This is a genomic window from Geodermatophilus sp. SYSU D00965 (assembly GCF_054050075.1).
Window position 1 is genome coordinate 117,957 of record NZ_JBJGYQ010000010.1, and the last position, 25,512, is coordinate 143,468.

The 25,512-nt window shown below is 72.8% G+C and carries 28 protein-coding genes; 14 read left to right on the top strand and 14 right to left on the bottom strand.

Annotation, left to right across the window (positions count from 1 at the left end; all coding sequences use genetic code 11):
• Positions 1–149: 149 nt before the first annotated feature.
• From catC to ACI789_RS11640, 5 genes are all read right to left on the bottom strand, one after another.
• Positions 150–449, bottom strand: a complete 300-nt coding sequence (gene catC, locus ACI789_RS11620) for a muconolactone Delta-isomerase (RefSeq protein ID WP_457009108.1) — start codon at positions 447–449, stop codon at positions 150–152.
• Positions 446–1,297: a catechol 1,2-dioxygenase gene (gene catA / locus ACI789_RS11625; protein WP_457009110.1), complete on the bottom strand. Its 852-nt coding sequence runs from the start codon at positions 1,295–1,297 to the stop codon at positions 446–448. Before catA ends, catC begins: the two co-directional genes overlap by 4 nt.
• Before the next feature lie 26 nt (positions 1,298–1,323).
• Positions 1,324–2,424, bottom strand: coding sequence for a mandelate racemase/muconate lactonizing enzyme family protein (locus tag ACI789_RS11630; protein ID WP_457009112.1), 1,101 nt, complete (start codon positions 2,422–2,424; stop codon positions 1,324–1,326).
• Complete coding sequence (locus tag ACI789_RS11635; protein ID WP_457009114.1) at positions 2,421–3,365, bottom strand: LysR substrate-binding domain-containing protein; 945 nt, start codon at positions 3,363–3,365, stop codon at positions 2,421–2,423. The genes ACI789_RS11630 and ACI789_RS11635 overlap by 4 nt, the downstream gene beginning before the upstream one ends.
• 259 nt (positions 3,366–3,624) lie before the next feature.
• The gene (locus ACI789_RS11640; protein ID WP_456919153.1) at positions 3,625–3,795 is read right to left on the bottom strand and encodes a hypothetical protein; all 171 of its coding nucleotides are present in this window, start codon (positions 3,793–3,795) and stop codon (positions 3,625–3,627) included.
• Between the two features lie 246 nt (positions 3,796–4,041).
• On the opposite strand from ACI789_RS11640, the gene ACI789_RS11645 reads away from it, so the two are divergent.
• The 9 genes from ACI789_RS11645 to ACI789_RS11685 all read left to right on the top strand — a co-directional run bounded on the left by ACI789_RS11645 (position 4,042) and on the right by ACI789_RS11685 (position 10,246).
• A complete protein-coding gene (locus ACI789_RS11645; protein ID WP_457009116.1) occupies positions 4,042–4,629 on the top strand; it encodes a dihydrofolate reductase family protein in 588 nt (195 codons plus the stop codon).
• 175 nt (positions 4,630–4,804) lie between these two features.
• Positions 4,805–5,581, top strand: coding sequence for a TetR/AcrR family transcriptional regulator C-terminal domain-containing protein (locus tag ACI789_RS11650; protein WP_457009118.1), 777 nt, complete (start codon positions 4,805–4,807; stop codon positions 5,579–5,581).
• Between the two features lie 109 nt (positions 5,582–5,690).
• Positions 5,691–6,026 (top strand): STAS domain-containing protein, encoded by a 336-nt coding sequence (locus tag ACI789_RS11655; RefSeq protein ID WP_457009120.1) that lies wholly within the window; start codon positions 5,691–5,693, stop codon positions 6,024–6,026.
• Positions 6,027–6,150: 124 nt separating this feature from the next.
• Positions 6,151–6,987, top strand: a complete 837-nt coding sequence (locus tag ACI789_RS11660; RefSeq protein ID WP_457009122.1) for a DUF2382 domain-containing protein — start codon at positions 6,151–6,153, stop codon at positions 6,985–6,987.
• Between the two features lie 155 nt (positions 6,988–7,142).
• Positions 7,143–7,781: an isochorismatase family cysteine hydrolase gene (locus ACI789_RS11665; RefSeq protein ID WP_457009124.1), complete on the top strand. Its 639-nt coding sequence runs from the start codon at positions 7,143–7,145 to the stop codon at positions 7,779–7,781.
• 474 nt (positions 7,782–8,255) lie between these two features.
• Positions 8,256–8,486, top strand: coding sequence for a DUF7455 domain-containing protein (locus ACI789_RS11670; protein WP_457009126.1), 231 nt, complete (start codon positions 8,256–8,258; stop codon positions 8,484–8,486).
• Positions 8,483–8,962, top strand: a complete 480-nt coding sequence (locus ACI789_RS11675; protein WP_457009128.1) for a DoxX family protein — start codon at positions 8,483–8,485, stop codon at positions 8,960–8,962. The genes ACI789_RS11670 and ACI789_RS11675 overlap by 4 nt, the downstream gene beginning before the upstream one ends.
• A 253-nt stretch (positions 8,963–9,215) precedes the next feature.
• Entirely contained in the window at positions 9,216–9,710 is a 495-nt protein-coding gene (locus tag ACI789_RS11680; protein ID WP_457009130.1) for an SgcJ/EcaC family oxidoreductase, read from the top strand.
• An 8-nt stretch (positions 9,711–9,718) separates the two neighbouring features.
• On the top strand, positions 9,719–10,246 hold the full coding sequence (locus tag ACI789_RS11685) for an anthrone oxygenase family protein (protein WP_457009132.1): 528 nt from the start codon (positions 9,719–9,721) through the stop codon (positions 10,244–10,246).
• A gap of 154 nt (positions 10,247–10,400) precedes the next feature.
• On the opposite strand, the gene ACI789_RS11690 is transcribed toward ACI789_RS11685, so the two are convergent.
• Complete coding sequence (locus ACI789_RS11690; protein ID WP_457009134.1) at positions 10,401–11,039, bottom strand: TetR/AcrR family transcriptional regulator; 639 nt, start codon at positions 11,037–11,039, stop codon at positions 10,401–10,403.
• A gap of 85 nt (positions 11,040–11,124) precedes the next feature.
• Here ACI789_RS11690 and ACI789_RS11695 point away from each other — a divergent pair, with 85 nt between their 5' ends.
• Entirely contained in the window at positions 11,125–12,486 is a 1,362-nt protein-coding gene (locus ACI789_RS11695) for an FAD-dependent oxidoreductase (RefSeq protein ID WP_457009136.1), read from the top strand.
• A gap of 74 nt (positions 12,487–12,560) precedes the next feature.
• On the opposite strand, the gene dacB is transcribed toward ACI789_RS11695, so the two are convergent.
• The 8 genes from dacB to ACI789_RS11735 form a co-directional block, all read right to left on the bottom strand.
• The gene (gene dacB, locus ACI789_RS11700; RefSeq protein WP_457009138.1) at positions 12,561–14,093 is read right to left on the bottom strand and encodes a D-alanyl-D-alanine carboxypeptidase/D-alanyl-D-alanine endopeptidase; all 1,533 of its coding nucleotides are present in this window, start codon (positions 14,091–14,093) and stop codon (positions 12,561–12,563) included.
• A gap of 1,029 nt (positions 14,094–15,122) precedes the next feature.
• Complete coding sequence (locus ACI789_RS11705) at positions 15,123–15,476, bottom strand: hypothetical protein (RefSeq protein WP_457009140.1); 354 nt, start codon at positions 15,474–15,476, stop codon at positions 15,123–15,125.
• A 206-nt stretch (positions 15,477–15,682) separates the two neighbouring features.
• Positions 15,683–16,519: a MoaF C-terminal domain-containing protein gene (locus ACI789_RS11710; protein WP_457009142.1), complete on the bottom strand. Its 837-nt coding sequence runs from the start codon at positions 16,517–16,519 to the stop codon at positions 15,683–15,685.
• Between the two features lie 32 nt (positions 16,520–16,551).
• Complete coding sequence (locus ACI789_RS11715) at positions 16,552–17,322, bottom strand: SDR family NAD(P)-dependent oxidoreductase (RefSeq protein ID WP_457009144.1); 771 nt, start codon at positions 17,320–17,322, stop codon at positions 16,552–16,554.
• 27 nt (positions 17,323–17,349) lie between these two features.
• Positions 17,350–18,180, bottom strand: coding sequence for an SDR family NAD(P)-dependent oxidoreductase (locus ACI789_RS11720; protein WP_457009146.1), 831 nt, complete (start codon positions 18,178–18,180; stop codon positions 17,350–17,352).
• 88 nt (positions 18,181–18,268) lie between these two features.
• Entirely contained in the window at positions 18,269–19,771 is a 1,503-nt protein-coding gene (locus tag ACI789_RS11725; RefSeq protein ID WP_457009148.1) for an APC family permease, read from the bottom strand.
• 86 nt (positions 19,772–19,857) lie between these two features.
• Positions 19,858–20,154, bottom strand: coding sequence for a hypothetical protein (locus ACI789_RS11730; RefSeq protein ID WP_457009150.1), 297 nt, complete (start codon positions 20,152–20,154; stop codon positions 19,858–19,860).
• A 28-nt stretch (positions 20,155–20,182) separates the two neighbouring features.
• Positions 20,183–21,532 carry a flavin monoamine oxidase family protein gene (locus ACI789_RS11735; protein ID WP_457009152.1) on the bottom strand — a complete coding sequence of 450 codons (1,350 nt, stop codon included), beginning with the start codon at positions 21,530–21,532 and terminating at the stop codon, positions 20,183–20,185.
• Positions 21,533–21,802: 270 nt separating this feature from the next.
• Between ACI789_RS11735 and ACI789_RS11740 the strand changes: the two genes are divergently transcribed.
• The 4 genes from ACI789_RS11740 to ACI789_RS11755 all read left to right on the top strand — a co-directional run bounded on the left by ACI789_RS11740 (position 21,803) and on the right by ACI789_RS11755 (position 25,512).
• Complete coding sequence (locus ACI789_RS11740) at positions 21,803–22,381, top strand: TetR/AcrR family transcriptional regulator (RefSeq protein WP_457009154.1); 579 nt, start codon at positions 21,803–21,805, stop codon at positions 22,379–22,381.
• Positions 22,382–22,734: 353 nt separating this feature from the next.
• Positions 22,735–22,905, top strand: a complete 171-nt coding sequence (locus tag ACI789_RS11745; protein ID WP_457009156.1) for a hypothetical protein — start codon at positions 22,735–22,737, stop codon at positions 22,903–22,905.
• 209 nt (positions 22,906–23,114) lie between these two features.
• Positions 23,115–24,065: a LysR substrate-binding domain-containing protein gene (locus ACI789_RS11750; RefSeq protein WP_457009158.1), complete on the top strand. Its 951-nt coding sequence runs from the start codon at positions 23,115–23,117 to the stop codon at positions 24,063–24,065.
• A 100-nt stretch (positions 24,066–24,165) separates the two neighbouring features.
• Positions 24,166–25,512, top strand: a complete 1,347-nt coding sequence (locus ACI789_RS11755; protein WP_457009160.1) for an MFS transporter — start codon at positions 24,166–24,168, stop codon at positions 25,510–25,512.

Below are 25,512 nucleotides of genomic sequence, written 5' to 3' on the forward strand. Positions count from 1 at the left end.
CGCGTCGTCGCCGTGGGTTACCGGAACCGAAGCGTTCGGATCCGGACCGTCTTCACCGGCACGTCGGAGGGACGGCGCCGGCGCCGGTCGACCGGGCTACGGGTCGGTGGGGCTCGCGAGGTCTCGCCGCGCCGGGGCCTGCGCGGTGCTCACTGCGCCGGGTCCTGCGCGATGTCCGACCGGTGCGGGGCCAGCGGCGTGACCGTGATGGTCATGTACGGGAACAGCGGCAGTCCCCAGAGGATCTGGTGCAGCTGCTCGTTGCTGTCCACGGCGAAGACGCTGAGGTTGGCGTACTGCCCGACGCAGCGCCAGATGTGCGGCCAGTGGCCGGAGCGCTGCCACTGCTGGGAGTAGGCCTTCTCCCGGGCGAGGAGGTCGTCGCGTGCCGCCGGGTCCATGTCCGGCGGCAGCGCGACGTCCATCCGTACCGCGTACAGCTGGGTCACGCGGGGTCGAGCGCGAAGTCGTAGGTGACCTCCTCGCCGTTCCCCGAGGCGGCCGGCGTGGGTCGCAGGATCAGCTCCGGCTTCACCGCCTGGGCCACGTCGTCGACCACGTGCTCCCCGCCCTCGAAGTACAGCTGCGTGGTGACCAGCTGCTTGCCGGGCGCGGACACCTTCAGGTGCAGGTGGGCCGGACGCCAGGCGTGCCAGCCGGCCGCGGCGATCAGCGCGCCGCAGGAGCCGTCGGTGGGGATCTGGTACGGCGCGGGCTTGATCGTGTGGAACGCGTAGCGGCCGTCTGGGCCGGTCAGGATCGTGCCGCGCAGGTTCCACTCCGGGATGCCCGGCGCGAACTGCGAGTAGTAGCCGTCGTCGTCGGCGTGCCACAGCTCGACTCGCGCACCCTCGATGGGGTTGCCGTCGAGGTCGGTCACCGTGCCCTGGAAGAGGAACGGGGTGCCCTTCTCGTCGTCGCGCATCGGCAGGGTGGCCTCGCCGTGGAACTCGGGCGAGCCGGGGATGTGGTACGGGCCCTCGATGGTGCCGACGGCGCCCCGGCGGTCGGCGTTGGCGACCTCCTCCACGACGTGCTCGACCCACACGTCCAGGAACAGCGGCCACTCGCCGTCCTCGCCGACCCGGATCAGCCACGCCTTGAGCGCGTCGTACTCGGCGTAGGTCACCCCGTGCTTGCGGATGACCCCGTGCAGGGCGGTGAGGGCGTCGGTCGCGATCGCCGAGACGCGGGCCTGGTCGACGGCGGCGGCGCTGCGCTCCTTTCGCGCGAAGCGCTCGGTGGCGTTGCGACCGGAGCCGGCCGCGGTGGGGTTGGGGGCGGTGGGCGCACTCACGGTGTCCTCCTCGGTGGCGGGGTGGTTCAGTCCTGGCGGTAGCGGGCGAGCTTGTCGGGGTCGATGTCGATGCCGATCCCCGGTCCGGGACGGACGGCGAGCTCGCCGCCGGAGATCTCCAGCGGCTCGGTGAGCAGGTCGTCGCGCATGTCCAGGAAGTTGGAGAGCTCGCCCGCGCGGCGCGACGAGGTGCGGTGGGCGGCGCCGAAGGCGACGGAGCAGGCGGTGCCGACCTGGCCGTCGATCTGGTTGCCCATGACGACCTCGGCCCCGAGGCCCTCGCACTGGTGCAGGATCCGCTGCGAGGTGCTGAACCCGGTGCGGGCCGTCTTGATGCTGATCATGGTCGCCGCGCCGTCGAGCAGCTCGCGGGTCACCTGGCCCGGCGTCGTCGCGCTCTCGTCGGCCACGGTGGGCACCGACGTCCGGGAGGTCAGCCAGCGCCGTCCCAGGACGTCGTCGGCGGGGCAGAGCTCCTCGGACATCGTCAGACCGAGGTCGGCCATCGCGTCGAGGGCACGGGCGGCCTCCGACGCGGTCCAGCCGCGGTTACCGTCGACGTAGAGCTCCACGTCGGCGCCGAGGGCGGTCCGCAGCGCCCGCACGGCGCCGACGTCGAGCTCGACCGGACGCCGGCCGACCTTCACCTTGAACGTGCGGATGCCATACGTGTCCCGGACCCGCTCGGCCTCGGCGACCATCTCCGCGTCGGGGGCGAACCCGACCATGTGGGCGACCCTCATGCGGTCGGTCCAGCCGCCGAGCAGTTGCGACACCGACAGGCCGAGCGTGCGGCCCAGGGCGTCCCACAGCGCCATGTCGATCGCCGCCTTGGCGGCGGGGTTGCCGATGGTGCGGTCCAGCCGCGCGTGCACGGCCTCCCGGTCGAGCAGGGTGAGCCCGGCCAGCTGCGGGGCGAACACCGTGTCGACCACCGCGACGATCGACTGCTGGGTCTCGCCGTAGGTGTACGGGCGCGGCGGCGCCTCCGCGATCCCGACCACGCCGTCGTCGGTGTGCACGCGGACCAGCACGTGGTCGGCGACGTGCACCTCGCCGCTGGCGAAGCGCAGCGGCTTCGCGTACGGGATGGCTAACGGGATCGCCTCGATCCGGACGATCTTCACCGGGTACCTCCCAGAGGGACGTCGAGGTCTGCGGCCGGAGGGGGGAGGTCCACGTCCGGGGTGATGAAGCCGTTGGCCTCCAGGGCCCGGAGCAGGCGGGCCAGGGCGGGGGAGTCGTCCTCGCGGCGCCAGGCCAGCGCCAGGTCGATGGAGACGTCGTCGGCGACGGGCACCAGCCGGACGCCCTCGACGCGCAGGGCCTCGACCGACTCCGGCAGCACCGCGACGCCCAGTCCGGCGGCGACCAGGGTCAGCACGATCGACGTCTGCCCGGCCTGGTGCGCCCGCCGCGGCAGGAAGCCGGCTGAGAGGCAGGCCTGGGCCACCGCGGTGTCGACGACCGAGTCCGGGACGCCGTAGGTCACGAAGTCCTCGTCGCGGAGCGCGGCCAGGGTCACCGGCTCCTCCCCGGCCAGGCGGTGATCGGCCGCGACCGCCAGGACCAGTCGCTCCCGGGCGATCAGGCGGGAGGCCAGGCGGGCGCTGCGCAGCGGCGGCCGGAGGACGGCGAGGTCGATCCGGTCCTCCTCCAGCGCGCGCTCCTGCGCGGGGGTCAGCAGGTCCGGCTGGAACCGCAGCACCAGCCCGGGCAGCTCGCGGCCGGCGATCCTGGCCAGCTGGGGCAGCTGCCGGAACGCCGCGAGGCCGGTGGCACCGACCCGGAGCAGCCCGGTGCTGCCGGCCGCCACCAGGCGGACGCGGGACTGCGCAGCCTCGACCGACTCGAGGACCCGCTCGGCGTCGCGCAGCAGGGCCTCGCCGGCAGCCGTGAGCTCGACCCGCCGCGTCGTCCGGTGGAACAACGTGGCACCCAGTTGCGACTCCAGCTGGCGGATCGCCTGGGACAGGGGGGACTGGGCCATGTGCAGCTGCTCGGCCGCCCGCCCGAAGTGACGGGTCCGCGCCACGGTGACGAAGTAGTGCAGCTGCCGGATCTCCACGCGCCCTCCTCCGCCCGTCCCGCGCCGTCCACCGGGCTCCCGGTGGGCTGGTCGTTGTGACGGGGGCAACGTAAGCCCGCTCCAGGTGGACGCACAAAGACCTATTTCGGCCTGATCCAGACGTCGCGCATCTGGATCGTGCCTGGCTCCGGGCTGGGAGGGTGCCCGGCGCCGACGTGCCGCCGCCCTACGTCGGTGCCCCGTTCCGGGACCAGGGGCGGGTCGCGCGACCGCCTGATCGGTGCGGCCGGCTCTCCGATCAGGCGGGCTCCGGCACGCCCCCGGGATCGCCGCCCGGGTCATCCGGTTGCGGTTCGATCGGTGCGGGCGGCAGCGGGTCGGGTGCGTCGGGCAGCAGCTCACCCGGATCGTCGGGCACCGGCTGATCCGGGTCGATGATCGGGTCCGGTTCGGGCAGTGGCGCGACCATGCGACGAGTCAACCAGCGCGTGCCGCCGTCCACCGCTCCGCGGCAGCGCGCGATGCGACGGGTCCCGGTGCGCCGGCCCGCCCACCGGCCGGGACCGTGCCCTCCTCGGCGCGACCCCGGCCTGGCCGACCGGACGCACCGATGAGTTCGGCGCGCCGCTCGGGTCGGCACTTCCGTGCCGGCCCTGCACCCGGGCGATCCGGTGGAGCTCCTGCAGGGGCCGGCCCCGGGAGGGAGGAGTCCGAGGTGACCTCGATCCGCCTCGACATGACCACGTCGCTCGACGGCTTCGTCGCCGGCCCCGACGACCGGCCGGGTCAGGAGATGGGCCGCGGCGGCTTCCGGCTGTTCAACTGGCTCGACGACCGCGACGAGCCCGGCCCCAACGGCGAGGTCTTCGCCGACAGCCTGGCCACCGGCGCGATCATCACGGGTCGGCGGACCTTCGAGCTGGCCGGCCGCTGGAACGGTGACCACCACTCGGGCGTCCCGATCCTGGTGCTGACCAGCCACGTGGACGACGGTGACGTGCCGCCCGGCAGCGCGCGGTTCTACACCGATGTCGCGGCGTGCGCGGCCGACGCGAGAGCGGGCGCGGGCGGCAGGGACGTGCTGGTCGCGGGCGCGGGCGCCGGTCAGGCGCTGCTCCGTGCCGGCGAGCTCGACGAGATCGAGGTGCACCTCGTGCCCGTGCTGCTCGGTGCCGGACGCCGGCTGTTCGACCACCTCGACCACCTCGTCGAACCCCTCGAGCTGGAGCTCGTGCGCACCGTCGAGGGCCGCGACGCCACCCACCTGCGCTACCGCGTGGTCCGCGCCCCCGACGTCCACTGACCCCGTCGGCGACCGCCCGCACGCGGTTCCCTCCGGGACGACGGGCACGCGGTCACCCGCGGTGCGACGCGGCCACCCGATCGGAGGGTTCGTGTCGCTCGCGCGGGGGTGGGCGCGCGATGATCGACCGGGAGCGCGCGGAGCGTGCACGGGGGCGGTGTCGGAGGAGGTCGGGATGGCCCGCAACGGCGCACCCGACGACCCCGACGAGCCCGAGGCGCGCGGTGGGGCGGCGATGGTGGTGCCTGCGGCCGCTCCGGGGACGGCGCGCGGCAGCCTGGACCGCCGGCGGGTGCTCGGTGCGGCGGTGGAGTTCATCGACGAGCACGGCATCGACGCGCTCACCATGCGGCGGCTCGGCGCCCACCTCGGGGTCGAGGCGATGGCGCTCTACCGCTACGTGCCCAGCCGCGAGCACCTCCTGGACGGGGTGGTGGAGACCGTCATCGACGAGCTCTACGGCGACCCCGACGTGCACATGGAGGCCTCCGCCGGCTGGCAGGACTACCTGCAGCGACTGGCCCACGGGGTGCGGCGGATCGCCCTCGCGCACCCCGCCGTCTTCCCGCTGGTGGCGACCAGGCCGCCGGCTGCGCCGTGGATCCGGCCTCCGCTGCGCAGCCTGCGCTGGGTGGAGTCGTTCCTGACCGCGCTGACCGGCCACGGCTTCACCGACGAGACGGCCGTCGGCGCGTACCGCGCCTACACCAGCTTCCTGCTGGGGCACCTGCTGCTGGAGATCTCCCAGCGCGGGGTGCCGATCAGTTCCCGGGACGACACCGATCCGGCCACCGAGGGGGACGCCGACCTGCGCCAGTACCCGATGGTGGTCCGACTCGAGCCGCTGCTGCGCGAGGACGAGTCCGCGGCGGAGTTCGAGGAGTCACTGGAGAACCTGCTCGACCGACTGGGCCGGCTGCTGCGCGAGTCGCGCCGTGGTCCGCGCTCCTGACGGCTGTCGTCTCCCCTCCGCCGTCTTTCCTTCCGTGCGCAGCCACTTTACGCTGTAAACGACCGGGCGCCGTTGCGCCGAGTCGCACGAGGAGGCGGATCGACGCAGCATGCTCCATCCATCGCTGCCGCGCGCGCCCGGTGAGGTCCGGTTCGGGCTCGAGGGCGACGACACCGTGCTCTACCTGACCGGGGAGATCGACACGGCCACCGTCGCCGCCTTCGAGGCCGCGGTACCCGCCGCGAACGGGAGCCTCGTCGAGGTCATGGTCGTCGACGCCTCGGCGGTCACCTTCATGAACTCGGTCGGCGCCAGGCTGCTGCTGCAGCTGACCCAGCCGGCCCGGAAGGCCGGGCTGCGTCCCTGCCTCCGTCGCCCGTCGAGGTCGGCGTTGCAGGTGCTGACCATGACCGGACTCGAGCAGCTCTTCGACCGTCTGGACTGAGCCCCGTCCGAGGTCGCGCTTGTTTACGTTGTAAACGGGCGGGTAGGCGCTGTCGGCAATCCCGTGGAGGTCACCTTCGACCCCGTCACGGGGCATCCGTCTCGCAGCCTTCCCAGGAGGACAGATGATCGGCACCGAGTCCATCAGTCGCGTGATCGGCAGCGACGTCTACGACGCATCCGGGCAGAAGATCGGTTCGGCGTCGGAGGTGTACCTCGACGACGAGACCGGGCGGCCGGAGTGGGCGACCGTGCGCACCGGCCTGTTCGGCACCAAGGAGTCCTTCGTCCCCATCGGCCAGGCCGACCTGACCGACGACGGCGTGCGCGTACCGGTGACCAAGGACCAGGTCAAGGGCGCTCCGAAGGTCGACACCGACGGGCACCTCTCGCCACAGGAGGAGCAGGAGCTCTACCGGTACTACGGCCTGGACCTCGGCAACGGCGGCCGGCAGGTCGCCGGGACCAACGGCACGGCGACGACCGGCACGACCGACCGCGACCTGGCCGGGACGGGCGCCGCAGGCCGGACCGAGCACACCGACACCACCCCCGCGGTGGGCCGCGACACCTCCGGCCCGACGACCGACAACGCCATGACCCGCTCGGAGGAGCGCCTCAACGTCGGCACCCGCACCGAGGAGGTCGGCCGCGCCCGGCTGCGCAAGTACGTCGTCACCGAGAACGTCACCGAGACGGTGCCGGTGTCCCGCGAGCAGATCCGCGTCGAGCGCGAGCCCATCACCGACGCGAACGTCGGCAACGCGCTGGACGGCCCCGCGATCTCCGAGGAGGAGCACGAGGTCACGCTGCACGCCGAGCGCCCGGTCGTGGACAAGGAGGCCGTCCCGGTCGAGCGGGTCCGCCTGGACACGCAGACCGTGACCGACCATGAGACGGTGACCGACTCCGTCCGCAAGGAGCACATCGAGCTCGACGAGGGCGCGACGGATCGTCGCTGACCTGCGCCTGCGGCGGCCCCCACTCCGGGTTCCGGTTCCGGGCTGGGGGCGCCGCGTCGCGGCCGGGTCCAGGGGGTCGGCGTCGGACGGGTCCATCCTCACGGGCAGCGGCGCCGCGGTAGCCGAACCGTCCGTGGCCCTGCCAGGCTCCGGCCATGCAACAGGCCTTCGGCATGACGGTCCCGGACACAGTGGTCGAGATGTGCCGACCTCACACGACCGCGGTGCTGGTCTACGACGCGCAGGAGGGCATCCTGGCCCACGTCCGCGACCGCGACGGCCTGGTCCAGCGGATCACCGCCGTCCTGCGGGCGGCGCGGACAGCCGGTGTGCCCGTGCTCTACGTCCGACACGTCTCCCTGCCGCCGTCCCACATGGGCGTGGCTGCACTGCGCACCGCGATGGCCTGGCAGCGGGTGAGCCGGGCCGAGGAGGTCACGTCGGCCTTCCCGCCGGGCGCCGCCCACGCGGGGATCGTGGCGGAGCTCGCTCCCACCGCCGATGAGCCGGTGTTCGACAAGCTCGGCATGTCGGCGCTGGTCGGCACGCCGCTGGAGGCCGTGTTGCGCGACCGGGGGGTGACGACGCTGGTGCTGGTCGGCGCGGTGCTCGAGATCGGGATCGAACCCACCGCGCGGCATGCCGCCGACCTCGGCTTCCTCCCCGTCGTGGTCGAGGACGCCTGCGGCGTCGTCGACCACGAGGCCGCCCAGCGGTCGCTGGACAGCCTCGACTACAGCCTGCTGACCTACCGCTGCCGCAGCGAGGACGTCGTCGACGCCCTCCGGCAGTGACCTGCCAACCCGGAGCGGCGGCCCACCGCTGCGGCCTCCGTCGTCGGCCGCCCCGGGTCCTCCGCTGCCGCTGAGTCGGCGGTCCGTTGCCCGGCTTCCGTGTTCCGGTCGGGCTTCGGCAGCGACCCGGCTCCGACGGAGTGCCGCCCCCCGCTGGATCCCTCCCCAGCAGCGGAGCCGCTGCTCGCGTCGACTCGCGAGGTGCGCGTCGCGACGTCTCCGGCCACGGCGACCGCCCGACGGCCTGCGCGCGCACGCGGAAGCCGGCGCCTGCTCCCGTCGAACCGGATCGCACGCGCACCCTTGATCTCAAGTCCGGTTGAGGTTCTAGCGTCGGGTCCGTTCCACCGCCACGAGTGCACTCGACACGGCCGATGACTTCGGTCTCGTGATGGCGTCATATCGGCAGGCGGGCATCGACCCGGGCAAGCCCGGGAGACCGGCCCGAAGCCACCCCTCGGAGGGGAGCCCCCCATGCCCACCGACCTCAGCCGACGTCCCCACCTCGCGGTCCCTCCCGTGGCCGTCGGCGACCGTTGCGACCGCTGCCCTGCCGTGGCTCGGTACCGGGCGGTGCTCTCCAGCGGTGCGCTGCTGTTCTGCGGCCACCACGCCCGCGAGCACCGGGCCCGCCTGCTCGAGATCGGGGCCGAGCTGAGCCCCGTTCCCAGCGGGCCCGTCCCCGAGAAAGGACGACCAGCATGACCACCACGCACCTGACCGGCTCCGGCCGGAACGCCGCCCTCGTCCGGACGGCCTCGGACGTCGTCCTGCTCGTCGCCCGCATCGGCCTGGGCGTGCTGATGGTGGCGCACGCCAAGCTGGAGTACGACTTCGGCGGCGGCAGCCTGGCCGGTGTCGGGCGGCTCTTCGACGAGGCGGGCGTGCCCCTGGCTGCGATCACGGGGCCGGCCAACGTGCTGTTCGAGCTCGTCGGTGGCATCGCGATGATCCTCGGCGTCGCGGTCCGGATCGTCGGCGTCCTGATGGCGCTGAACATGGTCGGCGCCTGGGTCTTCGTGCACACCAGCGGCCTGTTCGCCATGGACCACAACGGCCCCGAGCTGGTCATCGCCCTCGGCCTGCTCAGCCTCGTGCTGGCCGTGACCGGCGCGGGCCGGTTCGGGCTCGACCAGCGGATCGCTCAGCGCCTGCACCGGACGTCGCGGACGGCGACCTGAGGCGCTCCGCCGTCTCCGACGGTGCACGAGCCTTCGCGGGCCGACGCGCCTCGCGGGCGCCGGTCGAGCGTGCTGGAGCATGGCTGCACGACTCCGTCGCGATGACGCCGGCCTGGTGTCCGCAGACGCGCCCGCGCGAGCCAGACTCGGGACTCTCGAGGCCGGCGGGGAGTACCGCTGGAGTGCCGGCGGGCGTAGGAAGGACCCCACTGGGCCCGGCTCGTTCCAGCACCATCGGCGACCGGAGGCAACGATGACTCGTACGGATCACGCCACACACGCCGAACTCGTCGACCTCTTCGCGCGCATGTGTTCCGCCTGGACGGCGGGAGACGCCGCCGGCTACGGCGCCTGCTTCACCGAGGACAGCGACTACGTCTCCTACGACGGCACGCACGCCCGGGGACGGCGGACCATGGTCGAGAACCACGACCGGCTCTTCCACGGCGTCCTCAGCCACTCGGCGCTGGTGGGGGAGGTCGAGTCCGTTCGCTTCCTGCGGGACGACGTGGCGGTGGTGCACGCGACGGGTTCGGTCCAGATGCCCTGGCGCGCGAGCCTGCCGAAGCGGCGGTCGTCTCGGCAGACGATCGTGGCGGTCAGAGGGGACGACGGCTGGCGGATCGCCGCGCTGCACAACGGCCGGATCCGGCCGGTGACGATCCCTGCCCCCGACTCGCTGCCCGCGCGGGCCTCCCGGGCCATGACGCGCGCCGCCCGGGCCCTCCACGTCGGGAGGATGCGCTGACCACGCCGGTGAGGCTCCGTCGCGCGCGGTCGGTGCACCCGACGCGGGCGGCGGGGGACACCTGGTCGCGGCCGCTCGCGTTCCTCACGGCGGTCATGGCGGGGCTGCTGGCGGGCGGGATGCTGCTGATCGAGGTCGTCCTCGTCCCGTTCTGGCGGGCTACCTCACCGGCCGAGTTCCGGGAGTGGTTCACCGCGCACTCGGGCCGGATCCGCGCGCTCATGGTCCCGCTGGGTGCCGGCGCCGTCCTCTCCGGTGCGGCCTCGGCGGTGGCCCAGGTCACCGCACACCGTCGGAGCGCCCCGGCCGCCGTGGTGGCCGCGGGTGCCGTGGCGGGCGTCGTCGCGATCACCGCGGCGGTCAACGAGCCGGCCAACCACCGGTTCGTGGCGGGCGAGCTGACAGGGCCGGAGACGACGCAACTGCTGGGCAGGTGGACGCGCTGGCACCACGTCCGCGTCGTCCTCGGGCTCGTTGCCACGGGCGCGGCATCGCTGGCGCTGACGCAGTGTCGTCCACCTCGCGAGCAGCCGTGACCGACTGACCGCCGCTGGACCACCCGGGCGTCGAGCAGACGCTGGTCTCCGATCCCGTCCGAGCCGCTGCCACCGCGGTGGACGCCTGCGGGCCCGCGGCCTACGGCTGGGGAGGCGCGCTGTCTCCGGGCGGCGCCTCCCGTCGCTCGTACTGCTACCCCAGCAGTGACGCCGCCGCCATCCGTTGCAGGTGCTCGACGTAGGTCTCGAACGTCCAGCCCCATGTCCCGACCAGGCGTTGGTGGAGCGTCGGATCGATCAGGACGTCGGCGATGGCGGCAGCGCGTTCGACATCGAGGTCGGGCCGGAGCCCGCCGAGGTCGGCGACGCGGCCGACGACGGCTCGGGCGCCCTCGGCCCGCTGGTCGTCGGTCGTGGCGAGGACGGCTGCTGCGTCCGGGTCGGCGTCGGCTGCCACCACGAGGACGTGGTGGAGCGTGGCGAGCCGCCTGTTGATGGCGGCGTTCATGGCCATCCACGCGGCGAGCAGCTCCGCGGGGTCGCCGCCCTGCATCATCCGCTGCACCTCGGGCCGGTCTGCGATGGCCACCGGTTCGTCGTCGCCGGCCAGCGTCCAGTCGAAGGCGAGCTTGAGCACGGCGGCCTTTGCGCCGACCGCGGTGAAGACGGTCCTGCGGCTGACCCCTGCGTGCTCGGCGATGGCGTCGATTGTGGTCGGGACATAGCCGCTCTCGACGAACAGCGCGGCTCCGGCGTCGACGATCCGTCGGCGCGTGGCCCGCGACTGCTCGTCGCGCAGAGCGGAGCGGTACGGGCGGCGGTCGTCCGTCATGCGCGCAGCTCCGCGCGCCGCGTCGTCCGGCTTGACAGCACCACTAGTGTAATCAACACCTCAGCAGTGTAACGAAGGTGAGACCATGGACGTCATCATCGTCGGTGCCGGGCCCACAGGTCTGACCCTCGGCGCAGTCCTGGCCCGGCGCGGCCATCGGGTCGCAGCCATCGACCGGGACCCCGGCCCTGCTCCCGACGGCTCGTGGCGGCGCCGTGGTGTCATGCAGTTCGAGCAGGCGCACGGGTTCCGCCCGCAGGTGCGCGACCTGCTGATCGCCGAGTGGCCCGAGGCGTGGCGTGCATGGCTCGATCTCGGTGCGCAACCGATCGACCTGCCCGTCCCCGGCGCTCGGACGCCGGCGGTCGGGGTGCGGTCCCGTCGCGTCACGTACGAGCGAGCCCTCCGCCGGGCGGCGGCAGAGGTCGACGGGCTGACCGTCGCGGTCGGCCACGTCGACGGCCTCGTCGAGCGGGGCAGTCAGGTCGTGGGCGCAGTCGTGGACGGGTCGACGGTGAGCGCCGACCTGGTCGTCGATGCAAGCGGCCGTCTCTCCCGGCTGACGCCGCCGCCGCTCGTTCGCGGCGACGTCGGCATGGCCTATGTGTCGCGGACCTACCGCCGGCACCTGGGCGCGACGTCGGGTGCCGTGACCACCCCGTTCGCCTGGAGCGCCCGGTTCCAGGGGTACGACTGCTACGCCTTCCCCCACGAACACGGCCACGTCTCGATCGTGATCATCCGACCCAGGGCGGACGCCGGCCTGGGCGCCCTCCGTCACCTGAGCGCCTTCGAGTCCGCGTGCCGTGCGATCCCGGGGCTGGCCGAGTGGACCGACGCCCGCGTCGCCACGCCCACCAGCGGCGTCATCGTCGGTGGCGGTCTGCTCAACGTCTACCGGCGGCAGCTCTGCCGGCCCGGTCTGGTTGCCGTGGGTGACGCGGTCGCGACCACGGCGCCCACGGCGGGCCGAGGGCTCGCCATGGCCAGCATGCAGATCGGCGCACTCCTGCAGCTGCTCGACACGGGCGCCGACCCCGTCGGCATCGCAGCTCCGTTCCGCGCCTGGTGTGACACCTGGATCCTCCCGTGGGTCGAGGACCACCTCGCCTTCGACGCCGAGTCGGTACGCCGCTGGCAAGGTCACGACCTCGACCTCACCCAGCCCCTGACCTCGGCCGCCATCGTCGCGGCCGCTCGAGCCGACCCCCGGATCGGACCCCACGTCGCCGGCTTCCTGGCCATGACCGTGTTGCCGGCGTCGCTGGCTGTCGCCGAGCCGCTGGCCCGCGCCGTCTACGAGACCGGCTGGCGTCAGCCGACGGCCGAAGGCCCCACGCGCGACGAGCTCGTCTCGATCGCCGAGAGGGCGCGAGCCGGCTCGGGGGCCCGGCTGGAGACGGCGGTGCCGCCGATCCCCGGCCATCTCGAGAGGACCGCATCGTGAACGGCCGCGGTCCTCCGATCGCGACGCTGCCCGCCGTTCCGCCCGGTCGGGCACGTGCCCCGCACACCCACAGGTCATTCGGCGGTCGCCGATGCGGCGGCGTCCTCCTGCATGAAGGCTCCGATGGATGCGACGTCCCGGAGGACGTCGACGAGCTCCTCGATCGTCGTCGCCATCGCGCCGGTCACCCCGACGTAGAACACCTCGTAGCGGCCGTCGCCCGCTTCGAGGTACCCGCCGAGGGTCATGGCGCCGATCTGGAGACGCTGGTTCAGGTCATCGGGGCCGGCGACCGTGCCGGTCTTGGCGAACACCTTGCCCTGGGCCGGGCAGGAGGTGCAGAACTCGCCCAGCGAGCCGTCCACCCCGAGGACGGGCAGCGAGGTGCGGAACCGCTCCGCGTCCGGCGTGCCCAGCCAGTACTCGAGGATCTGGGTGACCGCTCGAGGGGTCACGCGGTCTTCAGGGGTGCCGCCGCGGCCGTCGGAGAAGCTGACCGCGTTGGTGTCCACGCCGGCTCCCTGGAGGAAGGCCTTCTCGACCGGGAACCCGGCCATGCAGTCGGTCGACCCGGCGTGCACGGCCATGAGGCAGAGGGTCAGGTTGGCACCGAGGTTGTGGCTGACCTTCAGGATCAGCTTCGCGTACTCGGCGAACACCGGGGAGACGTAGGCGGCCACCGTCCGGGCGGACGTGTACGACTCGGGTGCCTGGTCCACCGGGTTGGGGCCGCCGGCCGGAGCGTCGACGGTGACGCCGGCGCGGCCGAGGGCCTCGATGAGCGCGGTCCGGCCGAACGCGGACGGGTCCTCGACCTGTGCCACCCGGAGCTGCGGCTGTGAGCCGGCGGCGATGGTGCCGCTGACCGAGATCTGGTGACCGTCGGGGGAGGTCGTGACCTCGATGTCGGTCGGGCCGTCCGCCGCGACCGTGCGGACGTCGGAGGTCACCTGGAACGTGCTGACCTGTGGCCGCCACGAGAAGTCGGCCGGCTGCCCGGGACTGGTCGGTGTCGTCAGCAGGTCGATGAGGTTGTCGTTGATGATCAGCGGGGTGGGCGTGGGATCGAGTTCGCCGACCGCGGAGAAGGCCCGGTCGTCGATGACCACGTCGCCGGCGACCCGGGTGATGCCCGCGGCGCTCACCTGGTCGGCGATGGAGTCCAGTCCGGCGAGGGGATCCTCCGGCGTCAGCGTCGCCCCCGGGAGGTCGTTCGCGTACGTGTGGTCGATGTCGGTGAAGGCGACCGAGCCGTCCGGTCCGGTGCGGCCACCCATCGTCAGGTCACCCTGGGCGACCAGCACCAGGTCGCCGGTCAACGTCGACCCGTCCTGCCCGCCCACGGCGTAGACCGGCGTCTCGAACCGATGGTCTGCGCCCAGCGTCCCCCACGCCGCCGAGACGCTGAACAGCTTGGTCACCGATCCGGGCAGGAACGACTGGTCGGGGAACTGCGACCGGGCGACCCGACCGCTGGACGGATCGACCTGGAGCAGCCCCCACTGCGCGGTCGCATAGGCGGGCTTGTCCATCACGGCCGTGATCCGCGGATCGGGGTCATCAGTCGCGGAGGCGGTGGCGGTGGGCCCGCCCAGGACAGCGGTCACCGCGACCACCGCGACCACGAGCCCCGACCGTCGCGAGGAACGCGCCAGGCGCACAGTGCACCCCCTGTCGACCGGCCCGCGGAGGCCCGAGCGGAAGACTCGGCAGCCGAACCGCTGCGCGGGGCTCAGCCTGGCTGCGGCCCTCCGGAACCGCACAGGGCCGATGGTCCCCGGGAGCAAACAGCGGTCGTCGACGCGGCGGCGCAGCGACCGGTCCGATCAGTGGCAGCCCGCCACGCCCCCGTCCATCGCCCAGACGTGCCGAGAGCCACTCAGCGGCGCGAGGTGTCACGAGGGCTCACAGGCCCTGCAGTGACACACCCTGGTTCCTGGCCTGCAGAACACACCGGGGAAGGCCGTGTCCGAGGGGACTGGGGCACCGCGACACGGGAGCCGTCTCACCGCGCCGGGAGGGGCTCGGTGCGCTGTGGCGTCTTGGCCATGGGCAGTCCGTCAGCGTGAGGGTCTGGCTGAGCGCACGACTGGAGACGACTCGAGAGGAACAGGAGACTCCCGCGCAGGCTCGTGGTTGCCCGGCGGAAGAGCGCTGGACGTGTGCGCAGTCCGGCGTCCGATCACCCGTCCGCGCTGGCAGGACGCCTGGCGCGGGTGGGCTGCACCCCCATCGGCTCTCCCGGCACCTTCGGGGGAGCGGCACCCGGGAGCGCTGTTCACGGAGGCGAGATCGCAGGTCCCGCACCAGCGTAGGAGGGCGAGTTGTCGGGCGAGTTCTCGCGCCTGATGGTGCTGCCGGTGCCACTCAGTCCCCGTGCACGGTAGCCGTGCTCGCGCGGCCGGACGGTCGACGGGGCCATCGTCGGTTGAGGGAAACTGGGCGCTCGGAGCGCGCCCGATGACCGTCCCGCTTCCGCTTTGCGACCGTGTCATCCCCCCGGGCTACGACCGCCGCGTCGACGTGCCGTTGATCCGATGTGAGAGGGGCACGCAGCGCGCCGCGCGCAGTGCCTCGGAGCTCTCGACTGCTGGCGACCAGCGACGCCCGGGTCCTGGGTGGACCCGGGCGCCGCTTCAGTCGCAAGCCTGGCGGCCGGCCCGAACCCAGTCGGTCGACTCCTCACCTGACACCGGCTGCGTCTGGAGGTGCCCGTCGAGGCAGCTGAGGGCGTCGGCGTCCCGGCCCGCGGACGTGTGCTGAGCAGAGGCGAGAAGCGTCTCCTCGTGCTCCAGGACCCGGTGCAGGACGGGCCGTGCGTCTGTTGGGCTGACCTCGAGCAGTCGGCGGGAGCTCGGCAGGGCGTCGAGGGCGATCCGCTGGGTGCTGTCGAGGAACCGACTCCACGACTCGGTCGCCGCGGCGGCCGCGAAGTCGAGCCCGGACCGACGTACGGCCTCCTCGTCGAGCTCGAGGCCTGTCCAGTCCACCAGCGGACGGAGTACGTCTCGCGTCTCCGACTCCGGCCTGAGCAGCCGTCGCAACGCGAGGTCCTGCTCCGGGAGGGCCCGCCGGGTCAGGAGGTCCTCCAGGAGGACGGCGCCGCAGACCTCGCCTTCGTACGCCCAGGTCGACAGGGACTCGTGATCGTCACCTGGACCGCCTGCGATGTCGCTGGCTGCCTGTGCGGCGTCGGTCATGCCGGTCCCGGCCGGCTCTCGTCCACGCCGGGGACCCGGCCCAGGTCGAGGGCGTATGCGCCCATCGTGATGTTCACCAGTTCGCCGGTCTGCTGATCGAGGCCGAACTGGATGCCGACGGTGCGGAGTGCGGCCAGGTCGATGAGGACCATGCCCTCGACGCCGACGTTCTTCTCCAGCCACGAGAACAGGTAGGCCTGCTCACGCAGCTTCCAGTAGGTCGCGCGGTCGGTGTCGCCCAGGCCGGCCTCGGCGCCGCCGACGCAGATCCAGGTGAAGAGGTGCTGGTTCAGGTAGACGTGGTCGTAGACGTCGTCGCTGCTGTAGGCGTAGCGGATCCGGTGGCCGAGCAGGTCGGTGGTGTGAGGGTGCGCGCCGTCGGCGGTGGCGCCGGAGCCCACCAACTGCCCCTGGAACCAGTGCTGCCGCGCGAGGTGCGGGTCGGGCTGCAGGCCCAGCTCACCGACGGCACCGGTGGCCTGGCCGCTGTGCGTGTCGAGCGCCATCGTCACCACGACGGGGTGGTCCTCGCCGCTCCGTCGGTAGTGCAGGAAGAACAGGCCGGGCTGCATCTCGAACAGCTCGTAGGTCTCGGTGCCCTCCCGAGTGCCGTTGCTGTCCTGCAGCGTCCACCGCAGGGATCCGTCCCCGAACTCGTGCACCAACGTGGCTTCCGAGCCGGGCTGCTCGGGGAACCGGCACCGCAGCTCCTGGCGCTGCCCCTCCAGCGCTGCCGAGAGCGGCGGGCGGTACTCGTCGAAGCCGTCGGCCATCTCGGTGAGTGCGGCCCAGTCGTCCTTGTTCCAGCTGAAGGTGCTGGCGGATGTGGTCACGGGGTCCTCCATGTCGGATCAGGGTGGGTTGGTCAGTCGGTGGCGAAGTCGAGCGGGGGGAGAGCGGAGCGGGCGACGTAGCCGAAGTCGGCGACGAGCGGGGTGCCGTTGATCGGCGCGCTCACCGGTGAGGCGAGGAAGACGGCGTGGCCGGCGATCTGCCGGGGCTGCATGACCGGCAGATCGGTACCGGCGAAGCCCTGCGGGCGTCCGAGGTCGACCCGGGACATCGGGGTGTCCACGACCCCGGGGCACAGGCAGTTCACCCTGACCCCCGGGTGGTCGACGGACAGAGACCGGGTGAGCATCAGCACCGCGCCCTTGGAGGTGCTGTACGGGGTCATGCCCTCGAAGGCGACGAGGGCGGCGTCCGAGGCGATGAAGACGATCGTCGCCACGTCGCTGCCGGTCAGCCGGGGCACCGTGTGCTTGGCGACGAGGAAGTTGCCCTTGACGTTGACCGCCATGACGCGGTCCCAGTCCTGCTCGGGCACGTCGGCCGCGAGCGTCCCGACGGGACCGGAGATGCCGGCGCAGCCGAGCACGGTGTCCAGCCGGCCGAAAGTCTCGACGACCCGGGTGACCGCCTCCTCGACCTGGGCGTCGACGGTGACGTCGGCCCGGACGAACTCGACAGCGTGGCTCTCCCTGCGCAGGCCGTCCACCACGGCCGTGCCTTCGGGGTCGCGGTCGAGGACCGCCACGCGCGCGCCCTCGGCGAGCAGGGCGTCGACGCAGGCGCGACCGATCCCCGAGGCGCCCCCGGTGACGAGGGCGACGCGGTCGCGGAGGTGCAGGTCCACGGGTGGGCTCCTGTCGGGTGGGCCGGCTCAGGCCGGCTGGAGGGCGACGGTGAAGCGGGGGTCGAACGCGACGGTGCCGGCGTCGACGGCCGAGTGGCCCCCGTCGACCGGGATCACCGCGGCGTTGACGTAGGACGCGGCGGGGGAGAGCAGGTGCGTGATCACCGCGGCGACCTCGTCGGCCTCGGCGGGGCGATGGAGCGGCACGAGCGCCGTGGCCGACCGGTAGGCGTCCTCGGCGTCGAGGCCGCGCGCCTGGCCGAGGGCGGCCATCTCCTCGTCGGCCATCTCGGTGCGGGTCCACCCGGGGCAGACGACGTTGGCCCGGACACCCTGTGGGCCGTAGTCCACGGCGACCGACTGCAGGAGCATGGTCAGGCCGGCCTTCGTGGCGTTGTAGCCGGCGGTGCCTCCGGAGGCCCGCAGCGCGCTGACCGACGCGATGCCGACGACGGAGCCGCGGCTGTCGACCAGGTGGGGGAGTGCGGCGCGCAGCAGCCGGTAGGGAGCGGTCAGGTTGGTGGTGACCATCGACTCCCAGTCAGCGTCAGCCAGTTCGCCGACGGGGCCGGGTCGGACGATGCCGGCGTTGAGCACCAGCCCGTCGAGTCGGCCGTGGCGCTGGACGGTCTCGGCGACGAGACGGTCGGCCTCACCGGAGCCGGTCACGTCCGCTGGAACCGGATGGGCCCCGGTCGCCTCGGCGACCCGCTGCAGGGCGGACGCCCGGCGTCCGCAGATCGCCACGGACCAGCCGGCCGCGGTGAGGGCCGCGGCGGTGGCCGCCCCGATCCCGGTCCCGCCGCCGGTGACGAGGGCGACCGGGGGGCGGTGGGTCGGCAATGCGGATGTGGTCATGCCTCGGGCCCTTCTCGAGTGTCGGTGCGGCGGGTCGGCCGGCAGACCTGGTGGACGGCAGGCGCGGTCCACCAGGCCTGTGCCGGGGTCACGAGCGCGGCGTGACCGGAGGGACGTCGCGGACGGTGGGCGCGGCCGAGGAGGCGGCCGCTGCGCTCGCCTCGGGGCTCGGGACGTCCTCGCTGAGGTCCCGCCACTGCAGCGGGCGCTTGTCCTGCACCACCTGCCGGTAGACGAACAGCACCACCGACAGGGCGAGGATCCCGACGCCGATCAAGGTCTCCTTCAGTCCGCCGTAGCCGGCGTCGGACGGGTGCGTCGCGCCCCAGACGGTGACGAAGACGTTGAGGGCGAAGATGGCCGTCGCGATGGGGATCCAGATGCGGCCGCGGCGGATGGGCCGGGGCCAGTGGGGCCGGTCCTTGCGCAGCAGGAGGAAGGCGCCGACCCCGAGGGTGATCGCCGTCATGTAGCCCAGGTTGCTGGCCAGCAGGATCGCCACGGGGGAGGACAGCAGGAGCAGGTGGGCGGTGTTGATGACCGCGTCGATGGTGAGGGAGCGACCCGGGACGCCCCAGCGGTTCAGCCAGTCGAGCTGCCGGATGGTCATGCCCTCCTGAGCCAGCCCGTAGAGCGCTCGGCCGCCGTCGGCCGTGGTGGAGACCATCGCCAGCCACAGGGAGAGGACGAGGACGAGGGTCCCGATCCAGCCCTGGCCGCCGAACAGCTGCTCGAAAGCCACGGTGATGTAGCCGACGGGGTTCTCGGTGAGCGTGCGCTCACCGACGGTGCCGGTGACCCCGATCGGGATGGCGATGAAGGCGATCAGCATGAAGGTGGACGTCGCCTTCAACGCCTTGGCGGTGTCGCGGACGGTGTCCCTGTACTCCGGTGCGAAGGACGCGGCGATCTCCACGCCGTAGGTGGTCCACGCGGTGATGTAGAACCAGACGATCACCGTGCTGAACGTGGCGCCGGGACCCCAGGTGAGATTGCCGGCGTCCCACTGGCCCTGCACCAGCGCGGCCACGACGACGACGGTCAGGGCGACGGTGACCATGACCCCGACGACCTTGTTCACCGTGGCGGCGAGCCGGATGCCGACGTAGTTCACGGCCCAGGCGGCCCAGACGGAGATGATCGCGAAGACGTGCCCGAGGCCGAGTTCGTTGCCGAGGAAGGACACCGTCGACGTCGAGTCGGCGAACCACTCCGCCTGGATGATGCCGCCGAGGGCGGAGGCGGTCACCGCGATCGCCAGGGACCAGCCGATCCAGTACCCGAACGAGGCGATCGCGCCGAGCGGGGCGAAGTACCGCTTCCAGCCCTCGATCGCGTAGCGGGCGACACCGCCGGACTTGCCGGGGAACATCGATGCGAGTTCCGCGAAGAGGCGGTTCTGCAGCAGCCCGATCACGGTGGCGCCGACCCAGATGGCGATCGCCGTCCAGGCACCGAGGATCCCGACCGCGAAGCCGAGGGCGACGAACAGGCCGTTCACGCTGACGATGGACAGCGCCAGGCCGTCCTTCCAGGTCAACGTCTTGTGGAGGTGGGGCGTGGTGTCCACCTCGTCGTGTGTGTGGCTCATGGTTGCGTCCTTCGAGGAGTGGGAGGGGTGCGGACGGAGTCCTCGTGGGGTGGGCGAGCGGGGCGCCGGTGGGTCACGCGGACCGTTCAGGGGACCGGCATCCACGCCATGTCGATGGAGACGACCTCGCTGACGGCCGCCATCCGGGCGAACTCGGGCATGTCAGCGGCCTTGGCGTTGGCCGCCTCCGCCTGCTCGGTGCTGTCGTAGATCCACACGTCGGTCCAGAGGCCGTCCTCGCCCTTGGCGATGACCGGGGCGGCGACGAAGCCGGGAACGGCGGCCGCGACGGCGGCCACGGCGCCGGGTCGGCTGGCGAGGAACTCCTCCTCCTGTCCCTCGTGGACGCGGACGTGGACGAACTCGACCAGGTGCTGCGGCATGACGGTCTCCTTCGGGCTTCGGGGTGGGTCAGGGCCCGGCCAGTGCCGGGGTGGTCAGGGCGGCCGCGGGTGCGTCGCCGGTCAGCAGCGCGTGCACGTCGCGGGCCGCCCGCATGCCGCTCTCGATCGCGCCGTCGATGAAGCCGGCCCAGCCGTTGGCGTAGTCGGCGCCGGCCAGGGCCACACGGCCCTCGGGCCGCTGCAGCTCCGCGAGAGCTCCGGTCAGCTGGCCGACACGCTGCATCGGCCAGGTCTCACCGGAGAACGGGTCGGCCACCCAGTCGTGGCAGGCGACCTCGAGGACCTCGACGTCGGGCAGCCAGCTGCGGAGGGCGTCCTGCACGGCCTCCCGGTCGGAGCCGTCGATGCGGGCGCTGTCCGGTCCGAAGGCCACCACCACCGTGGTGCCGTCCTCCACGTACTCGACCTGGCAGAGGGTGAAGGACGCCGAGCCACGGGCCAGGGCGACGAAGGGCTCGTACTCGCCGCGCAGGCGTGCCCAGACCTTGGTCCCCGTCGACGTCTGGCCCTGCTGGGCGGCGCGGCGCTTGATGTCCGACAGCGGCGGGTCGAAGGCGATGCTGTCCAAGACGTTGAGCGGCAGGGTGACGACGACGGCGGCCGCGGTCAGGGTGGTCCCATCGGCGAGCGTCACGGTGGCCGTGTCGCCGTCCTGCGCCACGGCGGTGACCTGCGCACCCAGTCGGAGCTCGGCGCCGGCGTCGGCCAGCATTGCCTCGATCAGGCGGCGGGTCCCACCGACGACCTTGTAGGTGGCGCATGCCTCGAACATGAGCTGCCAGCTGCCACCGGCGAGCGCGCACCACCGGAGGGCCTGTGCGTAACCGCCGTCCGCCGTGGGGCCGTTGAAGTTCGTCGCCCACATGCCCTCGACGGCCTCGAACTCACCGGGGGTGAGCCCCAGCGACTCCAGCTCCTGCCGGATGGACATCCGATCGATGCCCGCCAGCTGCTCGCCGAGCAGGAGCGGCTCATAGGGGCGGGGGAAGTACGTGAGGGCCTCCGCGGTGCTCGCCGACATCCCGCGGTCGATGAGCGCCAGCAGGTCGTCCGCGGTGCCGCTGTGCAGCTCGCCCTCGGTGATCCAGTAGCCGTGGACGGGCGTCGGGGAGGGGACGACGGCCATGCCGTAGCGGCTGAGCTCGGCCCAGGTGTGCGGTTGGACCCAGTGGACCCAGGTGCCGCCCAGCTCGAGGTCGCGGCCGAGGCGGGAGTCGGTCCACGTGCGGCCGCCGATGCGGTCGCGCGCCTCGACGATGAGCACACGGTCTCCCTGCCGGTGCAGCTCACGGGCCGCGGTGACGCCGGCGAAGCCGGCGCCCACCACGATCACGTCGGCGTCATGGCTGGTGGTCACGGGGATCTCCTCGAGAAGTCCTGGGTCCTGCGGGAGCTCGGGCATCGGTCGGCCGGGGGAGCGATGCCGCAGGGCGCCCGGGTTGTCCATGTGGACAGTTGTGATCGATGGCACAGAAGATGCCGTACCGCGGGCGAACTGGTCAAGTGGACAGTGCGAGGATCTCTGCGGGATCCTGGAGTCGGCGCACGAGCGGAGCCGAGATGCGTCAGCCTGGGACGGCCGAGGCGGTGGACGAAGACCCAGCGCCACGGGGGAGGAGCGAGGAACATGACCGTCGTCGAGGCCGGCCGGGATCGCGGGACACCCCGCTACGGCGAAGGCCGCAGTGCCCTCCTGGCGGCCGCGGTGCGCGTCGGTGCGAGGCGGGGGCTGCGGCACCTGACCTACCGCGCCGTAGCTGCCGAGGCGGGCGTGGCGCACGGCCTCGTCGCGCACCACTTCGGCTCCCGGGACGCACTGCTCGAGGAGGCCCTGCAGTTCTCCCTCGAGCACGGCGTCGCATCACTCAGCTCGGCGCCCGGCAGCGGGGACGTCGATGCGCTGTTCGTGGGCGTGAGCGCCTGGTTCGAGGAGGACACCGACGACGCGGTCTTCCAGTACGAGCTGATCCTGGAGTCACGCCGGCGACCGGAGCTGCGGCCCCATGTGGTGCGCCTCTACGAGGCGTACCGGGAGGCTCTGCGAACGGAGCTGAAGGCCTGCAGCCTGCCCGATGACCCGGACCTGGTGCACCTGGTGTTCGCGGCTCTGGACGGCCTGGTGTTCCAACAGGTCTGCCTCGGGGAGACCGCGGCAACCGAGGCGGCGATCGACCGGCTGCGAGGGCTGCTGGGTCGGTTGCGCTGAGCCGGCCACCGCAGGGCTGGACGCCGGTGGCGCCGGCTGCGGCGAGCGCCGTCAGTGCGCGGCACCGCTGAGGTCGAGCAGCACCACGCCACCGGCCACCCGCACGCCCCCAGGACCTGCCAGACGGTCAGCGGTTGACCGAGGAACGTGGCTCCGATGGCCACGACGGCGTGAGGATGTGACCCTCGCCCGGCAGCCCAACGCCACGCTGCCCTGCCTGTCGCACGTCGTCAGCCGCCTGGAGGCGCGCGGCGTGGTGGGGCGCTTCCCCGTGCCCGGAGGACCGCCGGGCGACCAACGCCCGGCTCACCCAGGCGGGATGGGGAAAGCTGCAGGACGCCGCCCCCGCCCACGTGGCCAACGTCCGCCGGCACGTCATCGATGCGCTCACCGACGAGCAGATCGACCAGCTCGCCGCCATCGGCGACGCGCTGCTCGCCCGACTCGACCCGACCGGGTCGATGGCCGCGACCCACACCCGCTACGAGGAGCCCCGGACCGAGGAGCAGGCCGCCGCCGGCTGACCGCAGGAGGGGAACGCCCGGCCGCCGGCGCAACCCGGTCCGCCGACGGTGGGCCCCGCCGTAGGCAGGCGACGGCGGCCCCGGTCCTCGAGCTCCATCGAGGCGCGCGCCACCGAGGCGTCCGTCCGTCGCACGTCGTCCTCGACGGGCTCGTGACCGCCTGCGCTGTCCCGGCCGAGGCGGGCGGTCCGGGCGCTAGCGTCGCGCGCGTGGCCAGGGCCGGGGGCGCTCCCGCGTTCACGATGAACCAGCTCGCCGCCTTCGTCGCGGTGGCGGAGGCGGGGACCATCAGCGGGGCCGCCGAGCGGCTGCACGTCTCGCCGTCGGCCCTCTCGGCGGCGGTGAGCGAGCTGGAGCGGGCGCTGCAGTCCCAGCTGCTCCGGCGGCGGAAGGCCAAGGGGGTGAGCCTCACGCCGACCGGTGAGGCGGTGCTGTCGAGAGCCCGGTTCCTGCTGCACCAGGCCTCCGAGCTCGAGGCCGATGCCCGGGGGGACGAGCGCGGTGTCACCGGGCTGGTCCGGCTGGGCTGCTACCCCTCGCTCGCCCCGACCGTGCTCCCCGCGCTGATCAGCGACTTCACGCAGGCGCACCCCGATGCGCGGCTCGAGGTCCACGAGAACACGCAGGACCAGCTCAGCCGGGGGCTGGACAGCGGAGAGCTCGACCTGGCCATCGTGTACGACCTGGACCTGGACCCGGCGTGGCGGTCGGCCGCCCTGGCCCACCTCCCGCCGCGCGTCGTGCTGCCCGCGGAGCACCGGCTGGCTGAGACGGAGGGCCCGATCGACCTCGGGCACCTGCGCGACGACCCCATGGTGCTGCTCGACGCCCCGCCCAGTTCCGGGCACGCCTTCGCCTGCTGCGCACGGGCGGGGTTCGCGCCCCGCGTGGTCTACCGGGCGCGCACCTACGAGACGGCGCGCGCCTTCGTCGGCCGGGGCCTGGGCTGGACGCTCCTCCTGCAGCGGCCCAGCGCCGACGTGACCTACGAGGGCCGGCCGGTGGCGGTCAAGGACATCGCCGCTCCGGTGCTGCCCGCGGTGGCGGTGACGGTGGTCTGGTCCCCGGACTCCCTGCTCAGCCGGGCATCCCGCACCTTCATCACCCACGCCGTCCGCATGGCGCAGGAGGGGGTCCTCGGGCCACCGCGGAAATGCTGAGGTTCCTCACCCGGAACCTCTGCTTTTCCGGTGACGTGACCGCGCCCACTCTGGATGCCGCGGCGAGGAAGCCGCCTCACCCCGAGCGGAAGGTCCCCCCATGGCGAGAGCGGTCTCTCCCAGCCAGCGGAGCGTGCGGCGGGCGGTCGCCGGCAGCTTCGTCGGCACGGCCATCGAGTGGTACGACTTCTTCATCTACGGCACGGCCGCCGCGCTGGTGCTCGGCCCGCAGTTCTTCCCCAGCGAGTCCGACCTGGCCGGCACCCTCGCCGCCTTCGCCACCCTGGCCGTCGGTTTCCTCGCCCGGCCCTTCGGCGGGGCGATCATGGGTCACTTCGGTGACCGGTCCGGCCGCAAGTCCATGCTCGTCGTGTCGATGCTGCTCATGGGGTCGGCGACGGTCGGCATCGGCCTCCTGCCCACCTACGCGACCATCGGCGTCTGGGCGCCGATCCTCCTGGTGGTCCTGCGCTTCATCCAGGGCATCGGGGTCGGCGGCGAGTGGGGCGGCGCGGTCCTCATGGCCACCGAGCACGCGCCGCGGGGCAAGGCCGGTCTCTACGGCTCGGCGCCGCAGATGGGGGTTCCCGCCGGGGTCGTCCTGGCCAACGTCGTCTTCCTGCTGTGCAGCAACCTGATGAGCGAGCAGCAGTTCCTCGCCTGGGGCTGGCGGGTCCCGTTCCTGCTCAGCATCACCCTCGTCGCCGTGGCGCTGTGGATCCGGCTGGGCGTCATGGAGAGCCCGGCGTTCCGGGCGGCCGCCGCCGAGCAGCGCATCACCCGGGTGCCGCTCCTCGACGTCGTCACCAAGAGCTGGCGGACCGTGCTGCTGGCGGGCGGCACCTTCATCGCGACCAACGGCATCGCCTACGTCTTCATGGTCTACGTGCTCAGCTACGGGACGACGGAGCTCGGCTTCCACCGCAGCACGATGCTGACCCTGCTCATCGCCAGCTGCCCGGTCTGGATGCTCGGCATGGGGCTGTCCGCCCACCTGTCCGACCTCCTCGGCCGGCGCCGTGTCTACGTCACCTCCACCGTGGCGCTGCTGGCCGTGTCCGCGGTGTTCTTCACCCTCGTCGACACCCGGTCGATCCCGGTCGTGCTCGTGGCCATGCTGGCCCTGGCGTTCGTCCTCGGCTGCACGGTCGGCCCGCAGTCCGCGCTGTTCGCGGAGCTGTTCCCGGCGCACCTGCGCTACAGCGGCGCCTCGCTCGGGTACCAGGTCGGAGCGATCCTCGGCGGCGGCATCGCCCCGTTCACGGCGACCTGGCTGTACGCCCGCTTCGGCAGCACGCTGGCCATCTCGGCGTACTTCGTCGTGGTCAGCCTGGTGAGCCTCGCCTGCACCCTCGTCCTCCTGCGCCGGCCCCACGAGGCGGAGCCGGCCACCCCCACGCCGGCTGGGGACTCCCGGCCTGCCCTGCTCGCCGAGGCGGTTCGCTGA